We start from the raw sequence: 17,376 nt of genomic DNA on the forward strand, positions 1-17,376 counted from the left end.
AACTCCTTCGGCAAGGCTCGCCACTGGCAGCCGCTCGACAGAATATAGAAGATCGCCTGCACGATCTCGCGCAGATTAACCTCCCGCGGCCGGCCCAATCGCCGTCGCGGCGGCATCTTCCGGGCGATCAACGCCCACTCTGCATCGGTCAGATCACTTGTGTAACGCAGTCCACTGCGCTGATACTTGATACGAGCGGCTTTGGTCCACGGCATGGTGTCCTCCCTCGAATCTTTGCAAATCCGAAGGAATCACAGGCCCGCTAAAGCCGCTCACCTTTTTCGGTCAGGCTCTCAGGGTGAGGGAGATGGATTGCACATGCTGCACGAGATTCCGGGTCTCGCGTCGCGAGCCCGGAATAACGGCGAAGACTACAGCGCGCCCTTGGCCAGCCGCCTCATCACCTCGTCGAGCTGATCGAGGTTGCGGTAGTTGATCTGGACCGAGCCGCCGGGGTCGCGGTGATTGACGGTGACCTTGAGACCGAGCGCGTCGCTGACGCGCTTTTCGAGGTCGATCGTGTCTGGGTCCTTTTCCTTGCCCCCGGTGCTGCGCGCCTTCTGCGGCTTGCGCTCCGGCACGCCCTCTTCATGCGCGAGCGCCTCGGCCTGACGGACGTTGAGGCCTTCCGCGACGATGTGCCTGGCTGATGCGAGCGGATCGGGCACGCCGATCAGCGCGCGGGCGTGGCCGGCGGTCAGCTCGCCGCTCGTGATCAAGGCCTGCACTTCGGCCGGCAGTTTCGTCAGCCGCATCATGTTGGCGATGTGGCTGCGGCTCTTGCCGACGACCTTTGCGATGTCGTCCTGGCTGCGTTTGAACTCGTTGGCGAGCGCGTGATAGCCCAGCGCCTCTTCCATCGGGTTGAGGTCTTCGCGCTGCACGTTCTCGACGATCGCGAACTCCAGCGCGTCGCTGTCGCTGATGTCGACCGGCACGATCGGCACTTCGTGCAGGCCGGCCATCTGCGACGCGCGCCAGCGCCGTTCGCCGGCGATGATCTCAAAGCGATCCTGCGCACCCTTCACCGGACGCACCACGATCGGCTGGATCACGCCGTGCTGCCTGATCGAATCGCTGAGCTCCTTGAGCTCCGTTTCCGAAAATGCGCGGCGCGGGTTGCGCGGATTGGGCTTGATGAACTCGATCGGCACCTTGCGCTGCGCGCGCGGACGATCGACGTGCTGAGCCTCGCCGCCGACGTCACCGATCAGACTTGCAAGACCCCGGCCCAGTCGCGAACGCGCTTCGTCGGCCATCGCCAGCTCCCTTGGATTCACGGTGCAGCACTCCAGAACTGAATTTCGAATCGTAGGGTGGGTTAGCGAAGCGTAACCCACCATTGGTTTGTTCGAGGCGGCAGAATTGGTGGGTTACGCCTTCGGCTAACCCACCCTACGGGCCGATGTTGAATCAATGCGTCGTGCGCAGCTCGCGCTCGCGCTGGATCACTTCGGTGGCGAGTCGCAGATAGGCTTCGCTGCCGACGCATTTGAGATCGTAGACCAGCACCGGCTTGCCGTAGGACGGCGCTTCCGAGATGCGCACGTTGCGCGGGATCATGGTCTTGTAGACCTTCTCGCCCATGAACTGGCGGACGTCGGCGACGACCTGGTTCGAGAGGTTGTTGCGCGAGTCGAACATGGTCAGGACGATGCCGTGGATCGACAGGTTCGGATTGAGCGTCGAGCGCACCTGCTCCACCGTCTGGAGCAATTGCGACAGACCTTCGAGCGCGAAGAACTCGCACTGGAGCGGCACCAGGATCGCGTCGGACGCCGCCATCGCGTTCACCGTCAGAAGGTTGAGCGAGGGCGGGCAGTCGATCAGCACATAGGTGTAGTCGGCATCCGGCGAGACGTTGTTGTTGAGCGCGCCGATCGCATCGCGCAGCTTGAAAGCGCGGCCGGGCGTGGTGCCGAGCTCGAGCTCGAGGCCGGAGAGGTCCATGGTCGAGGGCGCGATGTGCAGCCGCGGCACCGCGGTCGAGACCACGGCTTCGCGCAAGCTCGATTCGCCGATCAGCACGTCGTAGGTCGAACAGGAGCGGTTGCGGCGATCGATGCCGAGGCCGGTCGAGGCGTTGCCCTGCGGATCGAGATCGACGATCAGAACGCGCTCGCCAATCGCAGCGAGCGCCGTGCCGAGATTGATCGCTGTGGTTGTTTTTCCCACACCGCCCTTTTGATTCGCCAGCGCGAGGATGCGCGGATGGCCCTGCGGGACCACAGCCTGTTCCTGGGCGGTCTGCTCTTGCTGCGGCTCGTCAATCACGCTCATCGCAATTCCCCATTCGCCCCTGAACGTCTCAGCTGCGCCGCTCGGCGGAAGTCAGCTCCACGATCCAGCCGTCACCCGTGCGGCTTTGGTGGAGCTGCGGCTGAATATTCCAATATTTAGCGGCTTCGGTCAATTCAGCCTCTACATCTTGACCCTTCGGAAATAGCGCCTTTGCGCCCTGGCGCATCAGCGGCTCCGCAAAGCCGATGAGTTGATGTAGCGGAGCCAGCGCACGCGCGGTGACGCAATCGACGGGGCCGGTGATTCTATCCACATTATCCCCGATCTCAGCGAGATGTACGACTCCCGGAGATGAGGTGATGCGAATCGCTTCGCGTAGGAACGCCGCCTTCTTGGCGATTCGCTCGACGAGATGGACACGCGCGCCCGGTGTCTCCGCCATGGCGCAGGCCAGGACGACGCCCGGAAATCCACCGCCGCTGCCAAGGTCGGCCCAGCGCCTGGCCGATCGGGCGAGATCGACGAGCTGAAGCGAGTCGGCGATGTGCCGCGTCCAGAGGTGCGGCAGGGTCGAGGGCGCCACGAGATTGGTCTTGGCCTGCCACTCCCGCAGCAGCGCGATGTAGCGATCGAGCCGGGCCTCGGTTTCACGTGAAACGGATGCGAGCTTCATCGCTGCGATCTTGTCGGCCGCTATGACCGAGTCCAACGACGGATCATTGGCGCTGGCCTTGTCGATTTTCGGTGTGATCGGTGCAGGTTCGGCTCGGCGCCGAGCGCCCTCACCCGCCGAGGGTTTCCCTGATGACGGTCTGCCGCCGGCTGGTCCGCGCTGTTTCACGTGAAACGCCTATGCAATTGCTTTGGAAGTCTTCCGTGCTTCGCGGCGAAGATACGCCGCGAGGATGCCGAGCGCCGCCGGCGTCATGCCGTCGATCCGGCCGGCCTGGCCGACGGTGAACGGCCGCGCCTTCTCCAGCTTGGCGCGGACCTCATTGGAGAGACCGGGGACCAGCTGATAGTCGACGTCTGACAGCACCAGCCCCTCGTCGCGCCGGAAGGCTTCGACGTCGGCGCTCTGGCGCTCCAGATAGACATCGTACTTGGCGTCGATCTCGAGATGGGTGGCGATCACAGGGTCGATCGCCGACAGCTCCGGCCAGATGGCGCGGACCTGGCTCCAGCCGATGTCCGGATAGGCCATCAGTTCGAAGGCCGAACGACGCTGACCATCGCGGTTCAGGGACAGTCCGTGCTTGATCGCCTCGTTCGGGGTGATGGTCAGGGACTTGGAGAGCGTCCGGGCCGCATTCAGGGCGTCCATCTTTGCGCGGTGATGCCGGGTTCGGGCTCCACCAACGCACCCGAGCGCGATCCCCTTCTCGGTCAGGCGCTGATCGGCGTTGTCAGCCCGCAGCGTCAGCCGGTACTCGGCCCTGGAGGTGAACATCCGATACGGCTCGCTGATCCCGCGGGTGACGAGGTCGTCGATCATCACCCCGAGATAGCCATCGGCGCGGTCGAACACCGTCAACGCGGCGCCACTCGCGGCCAGCGCGGCGTTCAGGCCGGCGACGATGCCCTGGCCGGCGGCCTCCTCGTATCCGGTGGTGCCGTTGATCTGCCCGGCCAGAAACAGGCCGCGCAGACGCTTGGTCTGGAGGGTCGGATCGAGCTCGCAGGGATCGATATGGTCGTATTCGATGGCGTAGCCCGGACGGACCATCTTCACCCGTTCAAGACCGGGAATGCTGGCGAGGATCGCGAGCTGGACGTCCTCCGGCAGCGAGGTCGAGATGCCGTTGGGATAAACGGTGCTGTCGTCGAGGCCTTCCGGCTCCAGGAAGATCTGATGGCCATCACGATCACCGAAGCGGACGATCTTGTCCTCGATCGAGGGGCAATAACGGGGGCCGGAGCTCTTGATCTGCCCGGAGTACATCGGCGAGCGATGGACATTGGCCCGGATCACGTCATGGGTCGCGGGCGTGGTCCGGGTGATCCCGCACTGAATCTGCGGGGTCGTGATCCGCTCGGTCATGACCGAGAACGGCTCCGGCGGCTCGTCTCCCGGCTGCATTTCGACCGCGGACCAGTCGATCGTGGTGCCGTCCAGACGCGGCGGCGTCCCCGTCTTCAATCGTCCCAGGGTGAAGCCGGCGCGCTCGAAGGAGCCTGAGAGACCCATCGCGGGGGCCTCACCGACCCGGCCGGCGGGCCAATTCTTCTCGCCGAGATGGATCAGACCGCGCAGGAAGGTGCCGGTGGTGACGACGATGGCCCCGGCCCCGAACTCGCGGCCATCGGCCAGGCGAAGTCCGGTCACCCGGCCCTCGACCACGATCAGCTCGTCGGCCTCGCCCTCGATGACGGACAGACCCTCGGTCTCCCGGATCGCGGCCTGCATCGCGGCGGCATAGAGCTTCCGGTCGGCCTGGGCCCGGGGGCCGCGGACCGCGGGGCCCTTGCGGCGGTTGAGAACGCGAAACTGGATGCCGCCGGCATCGCCGACCCGGCCCATGAGGCCGTCCAGCGCATCGACTTCACGGACCAGATGGCCCTTGCCGAGACCGCCGATGGCGGGATTGCAGGACATCGCGCCGACGGTGGAGAAACGATGCGTCACCAGGGCGGTCGTCGCGCCCATCCGGGCGGAGGCGGCCGCAGCTTCACAGCCGGCGTGGCCGCCGCCAATCACGATGACGTCGAAACTCTCTCGCTCTGTTCGCATGGGCCGACCTTCTAGCCCAGAGGCGGAAAAGCCGGAAGTGGAAACTCGATAAGGCGGTTGTTTCACGTGAAACGAGGCGTTCGGGGAGGACGAAGTGCGTTTTCGCTAAAACAACCCCATGCACAGTAGAGGGGGCGCTGAACAGACTGCTGTTTCACGTGAAACATGATGGGCCCGACTATGCGAAAAGGAGCGACGGCGGAATCATCATCAGTCGATCCTGGATATATCGACGGACAGCGAGATCGGTGCCACACGCGTCGTTGCGAGCGAAGCGAAGCAATCCAGTCTCCCTCCTCGGAGACAGTCTGGATTGCTTCGTCGCAAGGGCTCCTCGCAATGACGAGTTGGGGGTACGGGCGTCGCTTACAACAAGGATCGCTGGAGCGGCTAAATCGAATCCCGCGCTCGAGCCTGCGGGCCCAGAAGCTGTAGTGAGGGCCACCTACGTTTCATGTGGAACAGCACGGAACCGCCGCCGCCCGTTTCACGTGAAACAGCAAGGAATGGAACAAGTGCTAGTTCTACAATGAAGAACTAGCGCTACTTTCCGATGCAGAACTTCTGGAAAATCGCCCCAAGGACGTCTTCGACGTCCACCCGGCCTAGCAGCCGACCCAAGGCATAGGCGGCGGAACGAAGCTCCTCGGCCGCCAGTTCTTCGCCCTCTTCTACAAGCTCGAGACTCCGGCGCAAGCTCTCTGATGCCTGGCGCAACAGATCACGTTGGCGGGCTCGGGTCACCAATGCGCCCTCACTGGTTCCAAAGAACTCGGCGGCGAACGTCACGAGGCCGTCGACCAGCTGGCGGATCCCGTCGCCCTGGCTCGCCGAGATCCCGAACTCACCCAGTCGTCCGGCTTCCCCGCCCCCTCCGAGATCGATCTTGTTGCGCACGATCCAGACCGAGCCGCCGGACGGATGGCTCCCCTCGCCGGACGTCCACAGCGAACCCATCGCATCCGGATCGGCGGCCTGCTCACCCTCGACCAGCCACAGCACGAGGTCGGCATCCTCGGCTCGGGCTCGCGCGCGGCGCACACCCTCCTGCTCCACCGGATCATCGGTCTCACGAATGCCGGCGGTGTCGATGACAGTGACGGGATAGCCGTCGAGATCGAGCTGCACCTCGATCACGTCGCGCGTGGTGCCGGCATGCGGCGAGACGATCGCGACCTCGCGGCGCGCGAGCTGATTCATCAGCGTGGACTTGCCGACATTCGGCTCTCCGGCGATGGCGACCACCAGGCCATCGCGTAGACGTTCAGCTTGTCCCTGTGCCGCAAGGACTTCTGCAATTTCGCCGTGCAGCGCCTTGATCGCCTTGACCGCCGGCGCCATCAATTCCGCGGGCACGTCGCCCTCGTCGGAAAAATCGATGCCGGCCTCGATCAGCGCCGAGGCCTCGATGATGCGCTCGCGCCAGTCGCGCGCGCGGTTGCCGAGCAGCCCCTGCAATTGACGCAACGCCTGGCGGCGCTGGCGGTCGGTGTCGGCATGGATGAGATCGTCGAGGCCCTCGGCTTCGGTCAGGTCGAGCTTGCCGTTCTCGAAGCCGCGCCGCGTGAACTCGCCAGGCTCGGCCGCCCGCGTATTCGGAATTACAGAAATAGCGGCCAGGAGCGCAGCCAGCACCGCGCGGCCGCCATGGACATGGAATTCGGCGATGTCCTCACCGGTCGCGCTCGCCGGCCCCGGAAACCAGAGCACGACCGCATCGTCGATCGGCTGGTTCGCGGCGTCACGGAGCAGCCGGCGGCTCGCCTGCCGCGGTGCCGGCAGCTTGCCCGCCAGCGTTGTCATCACCCGGCCGGCCTGGGCGCCCGAGACCCGCACCACGGCGATCGCGCTCGGCGGACGGCCCGACGACAATGCAAAGATGGTCTGGTCTCGCGGATGCATCGCCTATTTGTCCAGCCGCCGGGGAAAACGCAAATATCCGTTTCGGCCGATACGCCTGGACCATTTTGCTGCACCATTCCCCGCAGCAAGAGCACTTATTGCATTGCAGCATCACCGCAGCATTCTGCTGCAAAAGTCTCCCGGCCTCGGCCAAGAGACCTTTTCTAGGTCAAGTATTATTTCGATATATCAACATCTTAATAGAAAATCGGATCAGGCGGCGATCCGCTCGCCATGCTGCACCCTCGCTGCAACAAGTCTGCACAAAAGAAAAGGGCGCCCGAAGGCGCCCTCAAATCCTTTGCTGCACTGCACTCAGGTGTTCATCGAGTCGAAGAACTCCGAATTGCTCTTGGTCGAGCGCAGCTTGTCGAGCAGGAAGTCGATCGCGTCCATGGTGCCCATCGGGTTCAGGATGCGGCGGAGCACGTACATCTTCTTGAGCACCTGCGGATCGGTGATGAGCTCCTCCTTGCGGGTACCGGAGCGCGAGATGTCGATCGCCGGGAAGGTCCGCTTGTCCGAGACCTTGCGGTCGAGGATCAGTTCGGAGTTACCGGTGCCCTTGAACTCTTCGAAGATGACTTCGTCCATGCGGCTGCCAGTATCGACCAGCGCGGTCGCGATGATGGTCAGCGAGCCGCCCTCCTCGATGTTGCGGGCGGCACCGAAGAAGCGCTTCGGGCGCTGGAGCGCGTTGGCGTCGACACCGCCGGTCAGCACCTTGCCGGATGACGGCACCACGGTGTTGTAGGCGCGGCCAAGACGCGTGATCGAATCGAGCAGGATCACGACGTCGCGGCCATGCTCGACCAGGCGCTTGGCCTTCTCGATCACCATCTCGGCGACCTGGACGTGGCGTACCGCCGGCTCGTCGAAGGTCGAAGACACGACCTCGCCCTTCACCGAGCGCTGCATGTCGGTGACTTCTTCCGGACGTTCGTCGATCAGAAGCACGATCAGATAGCATTCGGGATGATTGTGCGTGATCGAATGCGCGATGTTCTGCATCAGCACGGTTTTACCCGTGCGCGGCGGCGCCACGATCAACGCGCGCTGGCCCTTGCCGATCGGCGCGACGATGTCGATCACCCTTGCAGAAAGGTCTTTTCGCGTCGGATCGTCGATTTCCATGCGGAAACGCTGGTTCGGAAACAGCGGCGTGAGGTTGTCGAAATTGACCTTGTGCTTGGCCTTTTCCGGGTCCTCGAAATTGAGCGTGTTGACCTTCAGCAATGCGAAATAGCGCTCGCCCTCTTTCGGGCTGCGGATGTGGCCTTCGATGGTGTCACCGGTGCGCAGGCCGAAACGGCGAATCTGCGAGGGCGAAACGTAGATGTCGTCCGGGCCCGGCAGATAATTGGCATCGGGCGAACGAAGAAAGCCGAAGCCGTCGGACAGCACCTCGACGACGCCTTCGCCGACGATGTCGGTCTCAGCGAGCGAAAGCTGCTTGAGGATGGCAAACAGCAGCTCCTGCTTGCGCATGGTGCTGGCATTCTCGACCCCATTCTCTTCCGCGAACGAGACGAGCTCGGCCGGGGTCTTCGACTTGAGGTCCTGGAGTTTAATTTCCCGCATTGGGGTGGTCCTGTGGGGTAACCTTAGGGAGGGGGTGCGAGGAGGCTCTGAAATGCGGACGTGAGAAGATAGGGTCCGCAGGTCTGGCAAGGTGAGTGCCGGTGGGGGCTTCAAACCTGATGCGGTGTCCGGCCTCTGGAAAGCTCGGAAACAACCACATCCGCCTGCGTTGGGTGGGATATCGCTAATATAGAAAATCGCCCTTCACTGTGCAAGCCGAAGCGCTGAGCGATCAATCGAGATCGCTGCCTAGAACGGTTTCACGATCACCATGATGACGATGAAGATCATCAGGACCGTCGGCACCTCATTGATAATCCGATAGAATTTCTGACTTCGCGGACGCCGGTCGGCAGCGAAATCCTTGCACCAGCGCGAAAAAAAGCCGTGGACCGCGGACAGCGCCAGGACCAGTGCCAGTTTTACGTGCAGCCAACCGGATGCAAACCAATGGCCAGACCAGGCGAGATAGAGCCCGGCAAGCCAGGTGATGGTCATGGCCGGGTTGATGATCGCCTTGAGCAGCCGGCGCTCCATGATCTTGAACGTTTCCGACTGCCTGGAGCCGATTTCGGCCTCGCAATGATAGACGAACAGCCGCGGCAGATAGAGCATGCCCGCCATCCAGGAGATGACGGCGATCACGTGCAGCGCCTTGATCCACTCGTACATGCCGGCGGCCTCCCTTTCTTGTTTCAAAGCGTTTTCTCGCGGCGAACCGGAATCCGATTCGCTCGAAAACGCTTCTGCTCACCAAACGGTGGATGGAATGAGCCCGGTAAGAATTCATTCATAGATGGGAGCGCACACTTATCCGAGCGCTCGGCTTATCTAAACCTAAACTTTTAGAATCTTAAGGTTTGAGTCTTAGTGACGGTGGATTGGACTCACACAATTCCGTCCGCCACTTCGCCCGCGCTTGTTCACATCCATCAACATATCCCGCGCAGGCCTTACCCGTTTCGATAAGTCGTCCGGGCTCAAGGGCTTGCGTGCGCCTGTCGGCAGCTTATCAAGGGGGTTATCCGCGCAATCCCGCTCCTCTCCCGGCGGGCTGCCAGACTTGTTCTCACGGGCAGTGGTGTGAAGAAAATTGGCGGTTGTCCCGCCCCTGGTGTCGCGCAACCCTTTCCAAGGGGTTAAGCTCCACAGAAATCCACACACCACACCGCCCTCATACAAAGAGTTTTTGTGCCGACCTCGAACAATTATTTCCATCTGCACCTCGTGTCCGACTCCACCGGCGAGACGTTGATCACCGTCGCGCGCGCCGTCGCCGCGCAGTACGCGAACGTCACGCCGGTCGAGCATGTCTACCCGCTGGTGCGCAGCCAGAAGCAGCTCGACCGGGTGCTCGACGAGATCGAGGAGGCGCCGGGCATCGTGCTGTTCACGCTGCTCGAGAAGGATCTGGTCTCCCGGCTCGAGGACAAGTGCAAGGGGATCAATGTTCCGAGCCTGTCGATCATCGGCCCGGTGATGCAGCTGTTCGAGGCGTATCTTGGCGCCGCGACCACGGGGCGCGTCGGCGCGCAGCACGTGCTCAATGCGGAATATTTCAAGCGCATCGATGCGCTGAACTACACGATGATCCATGACGACGGTCAGCATGTCGAAGGTCTCGACGATGCCGACGTGGTGCTCGTCGGTGTGTCCCGCACCTCGAAGACGCCGACGTCGATCTATCTCGCCAATCGCGGCATCCGTACCGCCAACGTGCCGCTGGTGCCGGGCATTCCGGTGCCGGCGCAATTGGAGACATTGACGCGGCCGCTGGTGGTGAGCCTGCACGCGACGCCGGAACGTTTGATCCAGGTCCGTCAGAACCGCCTGCTCTCCATGGGCGCCGACTCCAGCAGCGACACCTATACCGACAGGCAGTCCGTCGCCGAGGAGGTCGCGTTCGCCCGCAAGCTCAGCGCCAAGCACGAATGGCCGCTGCTCGACGTCACGCGGCGCTCGATCGAGGAAACCGCCGCGGCGATCATGAAGCTCTACAGCGATCGCCAGCGCAACCGGCCCTCGGAATAGCTTTCGCGATGGGTCTGTGGCGCGGCAAATCTCCGTTGATCCTGGCTTCGCAAAGCAGCGCGCGAAAGATGCTGCTGGCGAATGCCGGGCTGGAATTCATAGCGATTACGGCCGATATCGACGAGCGCGGCATTCAGGCTGCGTCGAAGCTTTCGAGTCCGCGCGACATCGGCCTCTTGCTGGCGCGCGAAAAGGCCAGGGCTGTCTCGGCCAACCATCCGGGAAGCCATGTCATCGGCGCCGACCAGACCCTGGCTCTGGGCGATCGTCTCTTCAACAAGCCCGCCGGCCGCGCGCAGGCGATGGCGCAATTGCGCGATCTCGCCGGCAAAAGCCATGAGCTGAATTCGGCGGTGGCCGTGGCACATGACGGCAAGATCGTCTTCGAGGACGTCTCGGTGGCCCGCATGACCATGCGACGGATGAGCGAGGCGGAGCTTTCGGCCTATCTCGACGCGGCCGGCGACGCAGTGACGACCAGCGTCGGCGCCTATCAGCTCGAAGGTCTCGGCATTCATCTGTTCGAGCGCATCGAGGGCGACCATTTCGCCATTCTCGGCCTGCCGCTGCTGCCGCTGCTTGCGTTCCTGCGGCGCGAGCGGCTAGTTGCGGTGTGAATGACAGAGATGGCTGGGCGCTGATGCGGATCCTGGGACTGACCGGCTCGATCGGGATGGGCAAATCCACCACCGCGAAATTGTTCGCGGAGGCCGGCGTCCCCGTCTACGACGCCGATGCCGCCGTCCATCAGCTCTACGAGGGCGAGGCCGCGCCTGCCATCGAAGCCGCCTTCCCCGGCACCACCGCGAACGGCAAGGTCGATCGGACAAAACTGTCGGCGCGCGTCGTGCACGATCCCGCCGCGATCAAGCAGCTCGAGCAGATCGTTCATCCGATGCTCGGTGCCTCCCGGACGAAATTCTTTGCCGACGCCGAAGCCGCCAACGCGCCGGTCGTGGTGCTGGATATCCCGCTGCTGTTCGAGACCGGCGGCGAGAAGCGCGTTGACGCCGTCGTTGTGGTCTCGACCTCGCCGGAACTGCAGCGCGAGCGGGTGCTGGCGCGGGGCACGATGGATGAGGCCAAGCTCAACGCCATCATCGCCAAGCAGACGCCCGACGCGGAAAAGCGCAAGCGGGCCGATTTCGTAGTGGATACGTCGCACGGACTTGAACCGGTGCGGGCGCAAATTGCGCACATCCTGGCCGAGGTCGTTAAGATGCCGCAGCGGCGAGCCTGATTCGCCGTCCCACACGGCCTCCTGATCATGCGCGAAATCGTCCTCGACACCGAAACCACCGGCCTCGATCCGCTCCGCGGCGATCGCCTGGTCGAAATCGGCTGCGTCGAGATGTTCAACCGCATGCCGACGGGACAGACGTTCCACCGCTACATGAACCCCGAACGGGACATGCCGGCGGAGGCGTTTGCGGTGCACGGGCTGTCCGCCGAATTCCTGGCGACGAAGCCGTTGTTCCACGAGGTCGTCGACGAGTTCCTGGAGTTCATCGGCGATGCGCCGCTGGTGATCCACAACGCCTCGTTCGACATCAGCTTCATCAATGCCGAGCTCGATCGGATCAAGCGCGCCGCGATCCCGCGCGAGCGGCTGGTCGACACGCTGCTGCTGGCCCGGCGCAAGCATCCGGGCGTGTCCAACCGGCTCGACGATCTCTGCTCGCGCTATGCGATCGACAATTCCCACCGCACCAAGCACGGCGCGCTGCTCGACGCCGAGCTTCTGGCCGAGGTCTATGTCGATCTGGTCGGGGCGCGGCAGTCGCAGCTGCTGCTGGCTTCGGAAGGCGAGGAAATCCGCATCAATGCGGCTGGCGATGCGCCGCGGCGGCAGCGGCTGACACCGCTTGCGCCGCGGATTTCCGACGCCGAGCGCGACGCCCACAGGGCCTTCATCGCAACGCTCGGCGACAAGGCGATCTGGAACGAGTTTTTGCCCGCTCCAGCTGCCGCCAATCCGGCTGGTTAGGCCTGACCGGCCTGACCACCGGCGGCCATTTGCCGCTCCATGTTCTGGCGATAGAGACCGACGAAATCGACCGGGTCCAGCATCAGCGGCGGGAACCCGCCGTCGCGCACGGCCGTGGCAATGATCTCACGGGCGAACGGGAACAGCAGACGTGGGCACTCGATCATGACCAGCGGGTGCAGGTTCTCCTTCGGCACGTTGACGATCCGGAACACGCCGGCATAGGCGAGTTCGAACGAGAACATCACCTTGCCCGCGGTCTCGGCCTTGCCCTCGACCGACAGCGTCACCTCGAATTCCTGTTCGCTGAGGTTATTGGCGCCGACATTGATCTGGATATTGATCTGGGGCGCCTGGCCCTGCTGCTGGAGCGAGCCCGGCGCGTTGGGATTTTCGAACGAAAGGTCCTTGGTATATTGCGCCAGCACGTTGAGCTGGGGAGCCGGGGCCGCCTCGGGAGGGGTGCCGTTACCGTTGGTCATGAGAGTCTCTCCTTACCCGATTGGGGGCTGAATTTCGCGGCGGTTGGCTAACATAGGGCTACCTCGTTCCACAAGGACGAACGGTCCCGGATCGGGCGGCCGGGCCGCAGCCACAACTGTGACGTTCTGCCCAACCTCCCGGCCAAATCGCGCCTTAAACGATTGAAGATGCGCGATTTCCGGCCACGATCGGGTTTCCCCTTAAGCATAAAACGCGCTACACTCGGTGCTGTGCCAAAAGGCGCCATTGGCCGGGCAAGATTTCGTGCCTACATCCCACGGACCTGACGTGCGGACCCGAAATGGTGATGTAGACTTGCCGTTCCCGTATGGAACGGTCTACTGGCCGGATTGATTTTCCCGGCGACGACCTTCTAGGCGGCCCCTTCGAGAGAAGACCAGAAAGCGAATACCTCGTGGACATCTACACCATCATCTTCCTGGCGCTGGCGGTCTTCATCTTTTTGCGGCTGCGCAGCGTGCTGGGGCAGCGCACGGGCAACGAGCGGCCGCCGTTCGACCATACTGCCGCCCGCAACGCGCTGGGGGGTGCCCAGGACAAGAACGTCGTGACCATGCCGGGCAAGGTGATCGACCAGGCCCCGCTGGCGCCGACGGTCGAGCCGACCCCGCCCTCCGACCGCTGGAAGGGCCTGACCGAGCCGGGCACCGCGCTCGCGCAGGGTCTCGACGCCATCGTCGACAAGGATTCCACCTTCGATCCGCGCCATTTCATCTCGGGCGCCCGCGGCGCCTATGAGATGATCGTGCTGGCCTTTGCCAATGGCGACCGCCGCGCGCTGCGCGACCTGCTGTCCTCGGAGGTCTATGAAAGCTTCGACGCCGCGATCAAGGAGCGCGAGAAGAACGAGCAGAAGACCGAGACGCGCTTCGTCTCGATCGACAAGGCCGAACTCGTCGGCGCCGAGCTGCGCGACCGTACCGCCCAGCTCACCATCCGCTTCGTCTCGCAAATGATCTCGGCCACCCGCGACAAGGCCGGCAACATCGTCGACGGCAGCGCCGATACGGTCGCCGACATCACCGACATCTGGACTTTCGCCCGCGACACCACCTCTCGCGATCCGAACTGGAAGCTGGTTGGCACCGGAAGCGCGAATTAAGGTCTTCCTGAAGACCAGCGCGACGGCGCTTTGCGCGGGTGTCGTCGTGCTGTCGTCGTTTTCGCTCGGCGCCGAGGCGGCGCGGCGCCACTACCGCAGCCATCATCATCACCTTCCGGAATTGCCCGCCACCCCGCCGCGGGCCTTGCCCTATCCTCAGCTCCCCCTGCCGTTCGAGATTCCCGGCGCGCAATACCTGCCGCTGGCCTGGGCCGACGTGAAGGGCTGGAGCGAGGACGATCATCTCGCGGCCTACAAGACATTTCGCGCGAGCTGCCGCTCGATCAACGCGCAGACCGGCGCTCCCGAGCCCAAGAGCGAATACAAGGCGCTTGGGGCATCGCTGAGCGAGCCGTGCCGGGCCGCCAAGACGCTCGAGCTCAGCGACGACGCCAAGGCGAAAACCTTCTTCGAGGAGAACTTTGCGCCGCTGCGCATCTCCCGCCTCGGCGAGCCCGATGGCTTCGTCACTGGCTATTACGAGCCGGTGCTGGAGGGATCGCGGACGCAGACTGACGTCTACAATGTCCCGGTCTATCGCCGGCCCTCGAACCTGTTCGTGCGCGGCTACAAGCAGGATTCGGTCAGCCTGCCCAACAAGGGCCCGGTCTATCGCAAGATCGGCCGCCGCAAGCTGGTGCCCTATTATGACCGCGGCGAGATCGAGGACGGCAAGATCGCCGGCCGCGGGCTCGAGATCGCCTGGCTGAAGGACCCGACCGATCTGTTGTTCGCGCAGATCCAGGGCTCGGCGCGGATCAAATTCGATGACGGCACCACGCTCCGGCTCAACTATGACGCCTATAACGGCTATCCCTACACGGCCGTCGGGCGCATCCTGATCGAGCGCGGCATCATTCCGAGGGAAGAGATGTCGATGCAGAAGATCAGGGAGTGGATGGCGCAGAACCCCGATGGCGCCAAGGAGCTGCGCCGCCAGAACCGCGCCTACATCTTCTTCCGCGAGGTCAATCTCTCGGACAAGGACGAGGCGGTGGGTGCGCAGGGCATTCCGCTGACGGCCGGCCGCTCGATCGCGGTCGACAAATCGCTGCACGTCTATGGCACGCCGTTCTTCATCGAAGGCGAGCTGCCGATCGACTCCGAGCGCTCCAAGACGCCGTTCCATCGGCTGATGATCGCGCAGGACACCGGCTCGGCCATCATCGGCCCAGCGCGCGCCGATCTCTATTTCGGTGCCGGCGCGGATGCCGGCCGCGTCTCGGGCCGGCTGCGCCATCCCATGCACTTCGTGATGCTGGTGCCGAAGGGCCTCGATCCCACGGCGCGCGCCGCGCGGCTGCCGGTGCCAGATCCGCGGCCCTCGCAGAAGATCGCAAAGCTGTTTCCGCAAACCGAACCTGCTAAGGATCAGGCCAAGCCGGCGGCTCCGGCCGCAGCCGAGGCGCCAGGCAAAGGTGAGACGGTCGCTGTCGCCAGCCCTGTCCCGTTGCCGGTGCCGCGTCCCGTGATAGAGCCCGTTCAAGAGCCGCGGCGGCCGGTGAAAAATCGTTCCCATCGGCAGCAATGAAGCGATCGTCCCGTCCGCCCGTACTGGAGCCTCGCCCCTCGCCGCGCCGCCGCGCGCTGAGCGAGGATGAGCGCGCGCTGTGGGATACGGTCGCAAAACAGGTCAAGCCGCTGCGCAAACATCGTGCGCCGAAGGCGCAGGCTGTGCCGCGGGCCGAGCTATCACCCGCCGCGCCGGCTACGCGGCCAGCACCATCGCCGCGTCCGGTTGCTGCGGCACCGGCGCCGCGTGCCGTCAAGCCGTCCGTCCCGCCTCTGGCGCCGCTCGGCAAACGCGAGCGCACAAAGCTGTCGCGCGGCCGCAGCGAGATCGAGGCGCGGCTCGATCTGCACGGCATGACCCAGACGCGCGCCCATCGCGCCCTCACCGGTTTCCTGCACCGCGCCCATCACGACGGCCTGACCTTCGTGCTCGTGATCACCGGCAAGGGCCGGAGCGGCGGCGAAAGCGGCGTGCTGCGTCGCCAGGTGCCGGAATGGCTGAGCCTGCCGGAATTCCGTGCCTTCGTGGTCGGCTTCGAGACGGCGCATATCGGCCATGGCGGCGAGGGCGCGCTTTACGTGCGGATCAGGCGGGCGAGATTCTAGAACGGCCGCACGATTCCGACGCGCGGGATCAGCGTGATGACCAGGCCGAAGATGTTTGTGTTCTGCTCCTCCGCCGGAATCAGCGGAGTCTCGCGGGCGGCCGGCAGCATCTTCACCGCATGCAGGATCAGGAACATGCAGACCGCCCAGTTCGAGATCCAGCGCGAATAGTCGAACACCATCGCGAACATCACGAGATAAGCGAGGCTGACGCCGATCAGCGCGGCGACGACGAGGCGCCGGTGCGTCTCGCTTGCGAGCGCGCCGACCAGGCTCGCAAAATAGCGCCACAGCGGCGTGTGCAGCCAGATCAAGAGCGCAAACACCGGCAAACCGAGGATGTTGTGCGGCAGGCGGCCCCAGGTGTCCGAAATCTCCTTCGCCAGCGGCTGGTACCAGATGTAGCTGAATTGCAAGAGGTCGGTGCGGGAGGGATCGGCCATCCGGGTCTTCAGATACGCGACGAAATCCGCTTCCGGGATCGGCATCGTTCCCAGGAATTGTGCCGCGAAGAACAGCGCGGAGACGAGGAGAAAGGCGATGGTGCCGAAGGTGACGTTGCTGCGATTGCAGCCGCGGGCGAGATAGTGCCTGATCACGACGATGGCGATGATCGTCGGCACGTACATCAAGAGATGGATGTGATGGATCAGCACGAGCACGATCGAGAACAGCGCCGCCGTTGCGACGAACAGCAATGAGCCCGCCGGCATCAGCAGCAGGATGATTGCCAGCGCGCAGCCATAGATGTCGAAATGGCCGAGCGTGTGCATGAAGTTCTTCAGGAAGAACGGCGAGCCCGCGAGGAAGACGAACAGCGGCAGCGTCCTGGCGGTGAAGCCGAAGGTTTTTTGAAACAGCCTTACGAACAGCGCCAGCGTCACCAGCCACGTCACCCCGCCGAGCGCGAACACCAGCCAGACCGGCACCTTCGCCGTGAACAGCGCGACGACCGCCCCGATCAGCGCGCGCTTGATGAAGCCGAAATGATAGTCGACGAGCAGGTGGTTGTAGGGGACGTAAGGCGGCAGCTGGATCTTGTGAACGAACACGCCGACGATGATTGCGGCGTTGATCGCGAGCAGCAGGCGCCAGGGGTTTTGCAGGACGCTAGCGGGCACGCGGCACCCGACGCGCACAAAACTCCGCTGTCGTCCCGGACGAGCGAGCTCCTGGCAA

The 17,376-nt window shown here is 63.9% G+C and carries 17 protein-coding genes; 7 read left to right on the forward strand and 10 right to left on the reverse strand.

Annotation, left to right across the window (positions count from 1 at the left end; translation table 11 throughout):
• The 8 genes from E4K65_RS39110 to hemJ form a co-directional block, all read right to left on the reverse strand.
• On the reverse strand, nt 1-215 hold a 215-nt coding region (locus tag E4K65_RS39110; RefSeq protein WP_135178637.1), incomplete at its 3' end, for a transposase.
• A gap of 156 nt (nt 216-371) precedes the next feature.
• Complete coding sequence (locus E4K65_RS39115) at nt 372-1,259, reverse strand: ParB/RepB/Spo0J family partition protein (protein WP_167771512.1); 888 nt, start codon at nt 1,257-1,259, stop codon at nt 372-374.
• Between the two features lie 154 nt (nt 1,260-1,413).
• A complete protein-coding gene (locus E4K65_RS39120; RefSeq protein ID WP_027543795.1) occupies nt 1,414-2,280 on the reverse strand; it encodes a ParA family protein in 867 nt (288 codons plus the stop codon).
• A 28-nt stretch (nt 2,281-2,308) separates the two neighbouring features.
• A complete protein-coding gene (rsmG, locus tag E4K65_RS39125; RefSeq protein ID WP_430649050.1) occupies nt 2,309-2,992 on the reverse strand; it encodes a 16S rRNA (guanine(527)-N(7))-methyltransferase RsmG in 684 nt (227 codons plus the stop codon).
• A 99-nt stretch (nt 2,993-3,091) separates the two neighbouring features.
• The gene (gene mnmG, locus E4K65_RS39130) at nt 3,092-4,972 is read right to left on the reverse strand and encodes a tRNA uridine-5-carboxymethylaminomethyl(34) synthesis enzyme MnmG (protein WP_135178640.1); all 1,881 of its coding nucleotides are present in this window, start codon (nt 4,970-4,972) and stop codon (nt 3,092-3,094) included.
• A 543-nt stretch (nt 4,973-5,515) separates the two neighbouring features.
• A complete protein-coding gene (gene mnmE, locus E4K65_RS39135; protein ID WP_135178641.1) occupies nt 5,516-6,874 on the reverse strand; it encodes a tRNA uridine-5-carboxymethylaminomethyl(34) synthesis GTPase MnmE in 1,359 nt (452 codons plus the stop codon).
• 315 nt (nt 6,875-7,189) lie between these two features.
• On the reverse strand, nt 7,190-8,455 hold the full coding sequence (gene rho / locus E4K65_RS39140) for a transcription termination factor Rho (protein WP_011083462.1): 1,266 nt from the start codon (nt 8,453-8,455) through the stop codon (nt 7,190-7,192).
• Nucleotides 8,456-8,704: 249 nt separating this feature from the next.
• Nucleotides 8,705-9,127, reverse strand: a complete 423-nt coding sequence (hemJ, locus tag E4K65_RS39145) for a protoporphyrinogen oxidase HemJ (protein WP_135178721.1) — start codon at nt 9,125-9,127, stop codon at nt 8,705-8,707.
• 519 nt (nt 9,128-9,646) lie between these two features.
• On the opposite strand from hemJ, the gene E4K65_RS39155 reads away from it, so the two are divergent.
• From E4K65_RS39155 to dnaQ, 4 genes are read left to right on the forward strand one after another with little or no spacing between them, the layout of a single operon-like run.
• On the forward strand, nt 9,647-10,486 hold the full coding sequence (locus E4K65_RS39155; RefSeq protein WP_135178642.1) for a pyruvate, water dikinase regulatory protein: 840 nt from the start codon (nt 9,647-9,649) through the stop codon (nt 10,484-10,486).
• Between the two features lie 8 nt (nt 10,487-10,494).
• Entirely contained in the window at nt 10,495-11,103 is a 609-nt protein-coding gene (locus E4K65_RS39160) for a Maf family protein (RefSeq protein ID WP_135178643.1), read from the forward strand.
• A gap of 23 nt (nt 11,104-11,126) precedes the next feature.
• Nucleotides 11,127-11,726 (forward strand): dephospho-CoA kinase, encoded by a 600-nt coding sequence (coaE, locus tag E4K65_RS39165; RefSeq protein WP_135178723.1) that lies wholly within the window; start codon nt 11,127-11,129, stop codon nt 11,724-11,726.
• Between the two features lie 27 nt (nt 11,727-11,753).
• Entirely contained in the window at nt 11,754-12,473 is a 720-nt protein-coding gene (gene dnaQ, locus E4K65_RS39170) for a DNA polymerase III subunit epsilon (protein WP_135178644.1), read from the forward strand.
• Here the strand turns inward: dnaQ and secB are convergent.
• On the reverse strand, nt 12,470-12,955 hold the full coding sequence (gene secB / locus E4K65_RS39175; protein ID WP_135178645.1) for a protein-export chaperone SecB: 486 nt from the start codon (nt 12,953-12,955) through the stop codon (nt 12,470-12,472). The genes dnaQ and secB overlap by 4 nt on opposite strands.
• A gap of 416 nt (nt 12,956-13,371) precedes the next feature.
• On the opposite strand from secB, the gene E4K65_RS39180 reads away from it, so the two are divergent.
• Genes E4K65_RS39180 through E4K65_RS39190 form a run of 3 tightly spaced genes read left to right on the forward strand, consistent with a single transcriptional unit; the run spans nt 13,372 to nt 16,197 of the window.
• Nucleotides 13,372-14,079, forward strand: a complete 708-nt coding sequence (locus E4K65_RS39180) for a Tim44/TimA family putative adaptor protein (protein WP_027543785.1) — start codon at nt 13,372-13,374, stop codon at nt 14,077-14,079.
• Nucleotides 14,057-15,610, forward strand: a complete 1,554-nt coding sequence (gene mltA, locus E4K65_RS39185; RefSeq protein ID WP_167771513.1) for a murein transglycosylase A — start codon at nt 14,057-14,059, stop codon at nt 15,608-15,610. Before E4K65_RS39180 ends, mltA begins: the two co-directional genes overlap by 23 nt.
• Nucleotides 15,607-16,197 (forward strand): Smr/MutS family protein, encoded by a 591-nt coding sequence (locus E4K65_RS39190; RefSeq protein ID WP_135178646.1) that lies wholly within the window; start codon nt 15,607-15,609, stop codon nt 16,195-16,197. Before mltA ends, E4K65_RS39190 begins: the two co-directional genes overlap by 4 nt.
• On the opposite strand, the gene E4K65_RS39195 is transcribed toward E4K65_RS39190, so the two are convergent.
• Nucleotides 16,194-17,318 (reverse strand): hypothetical protein, encoded by a 1,125-nt coding sequence (locus tag E4K65_RS39195; RefSeq protein WP_135178647.1) that lies wholly within the window; start codon nt 17,316-17,318, stop codon nt 16,194-16,196. The genes E4K65_RS39190 and E4K65_RS39195 overlap by 4 nt on opposite strands.
• Nucleotides 17,319-17,376: the final 58 nt, after the last annotated feature.

This window comes from Bradyrhizobium niftali (genome assembly GCF_004571025.1).
In the GTDB taxonomy this organism is placed as follows: domain Bacteria; phylum Pseudomonadota; class Alphaproteobacteria; order Rhizobiales; family Xanthobacteraceae; genus Bradyrhizobium; species Bradyrhizobium niftali.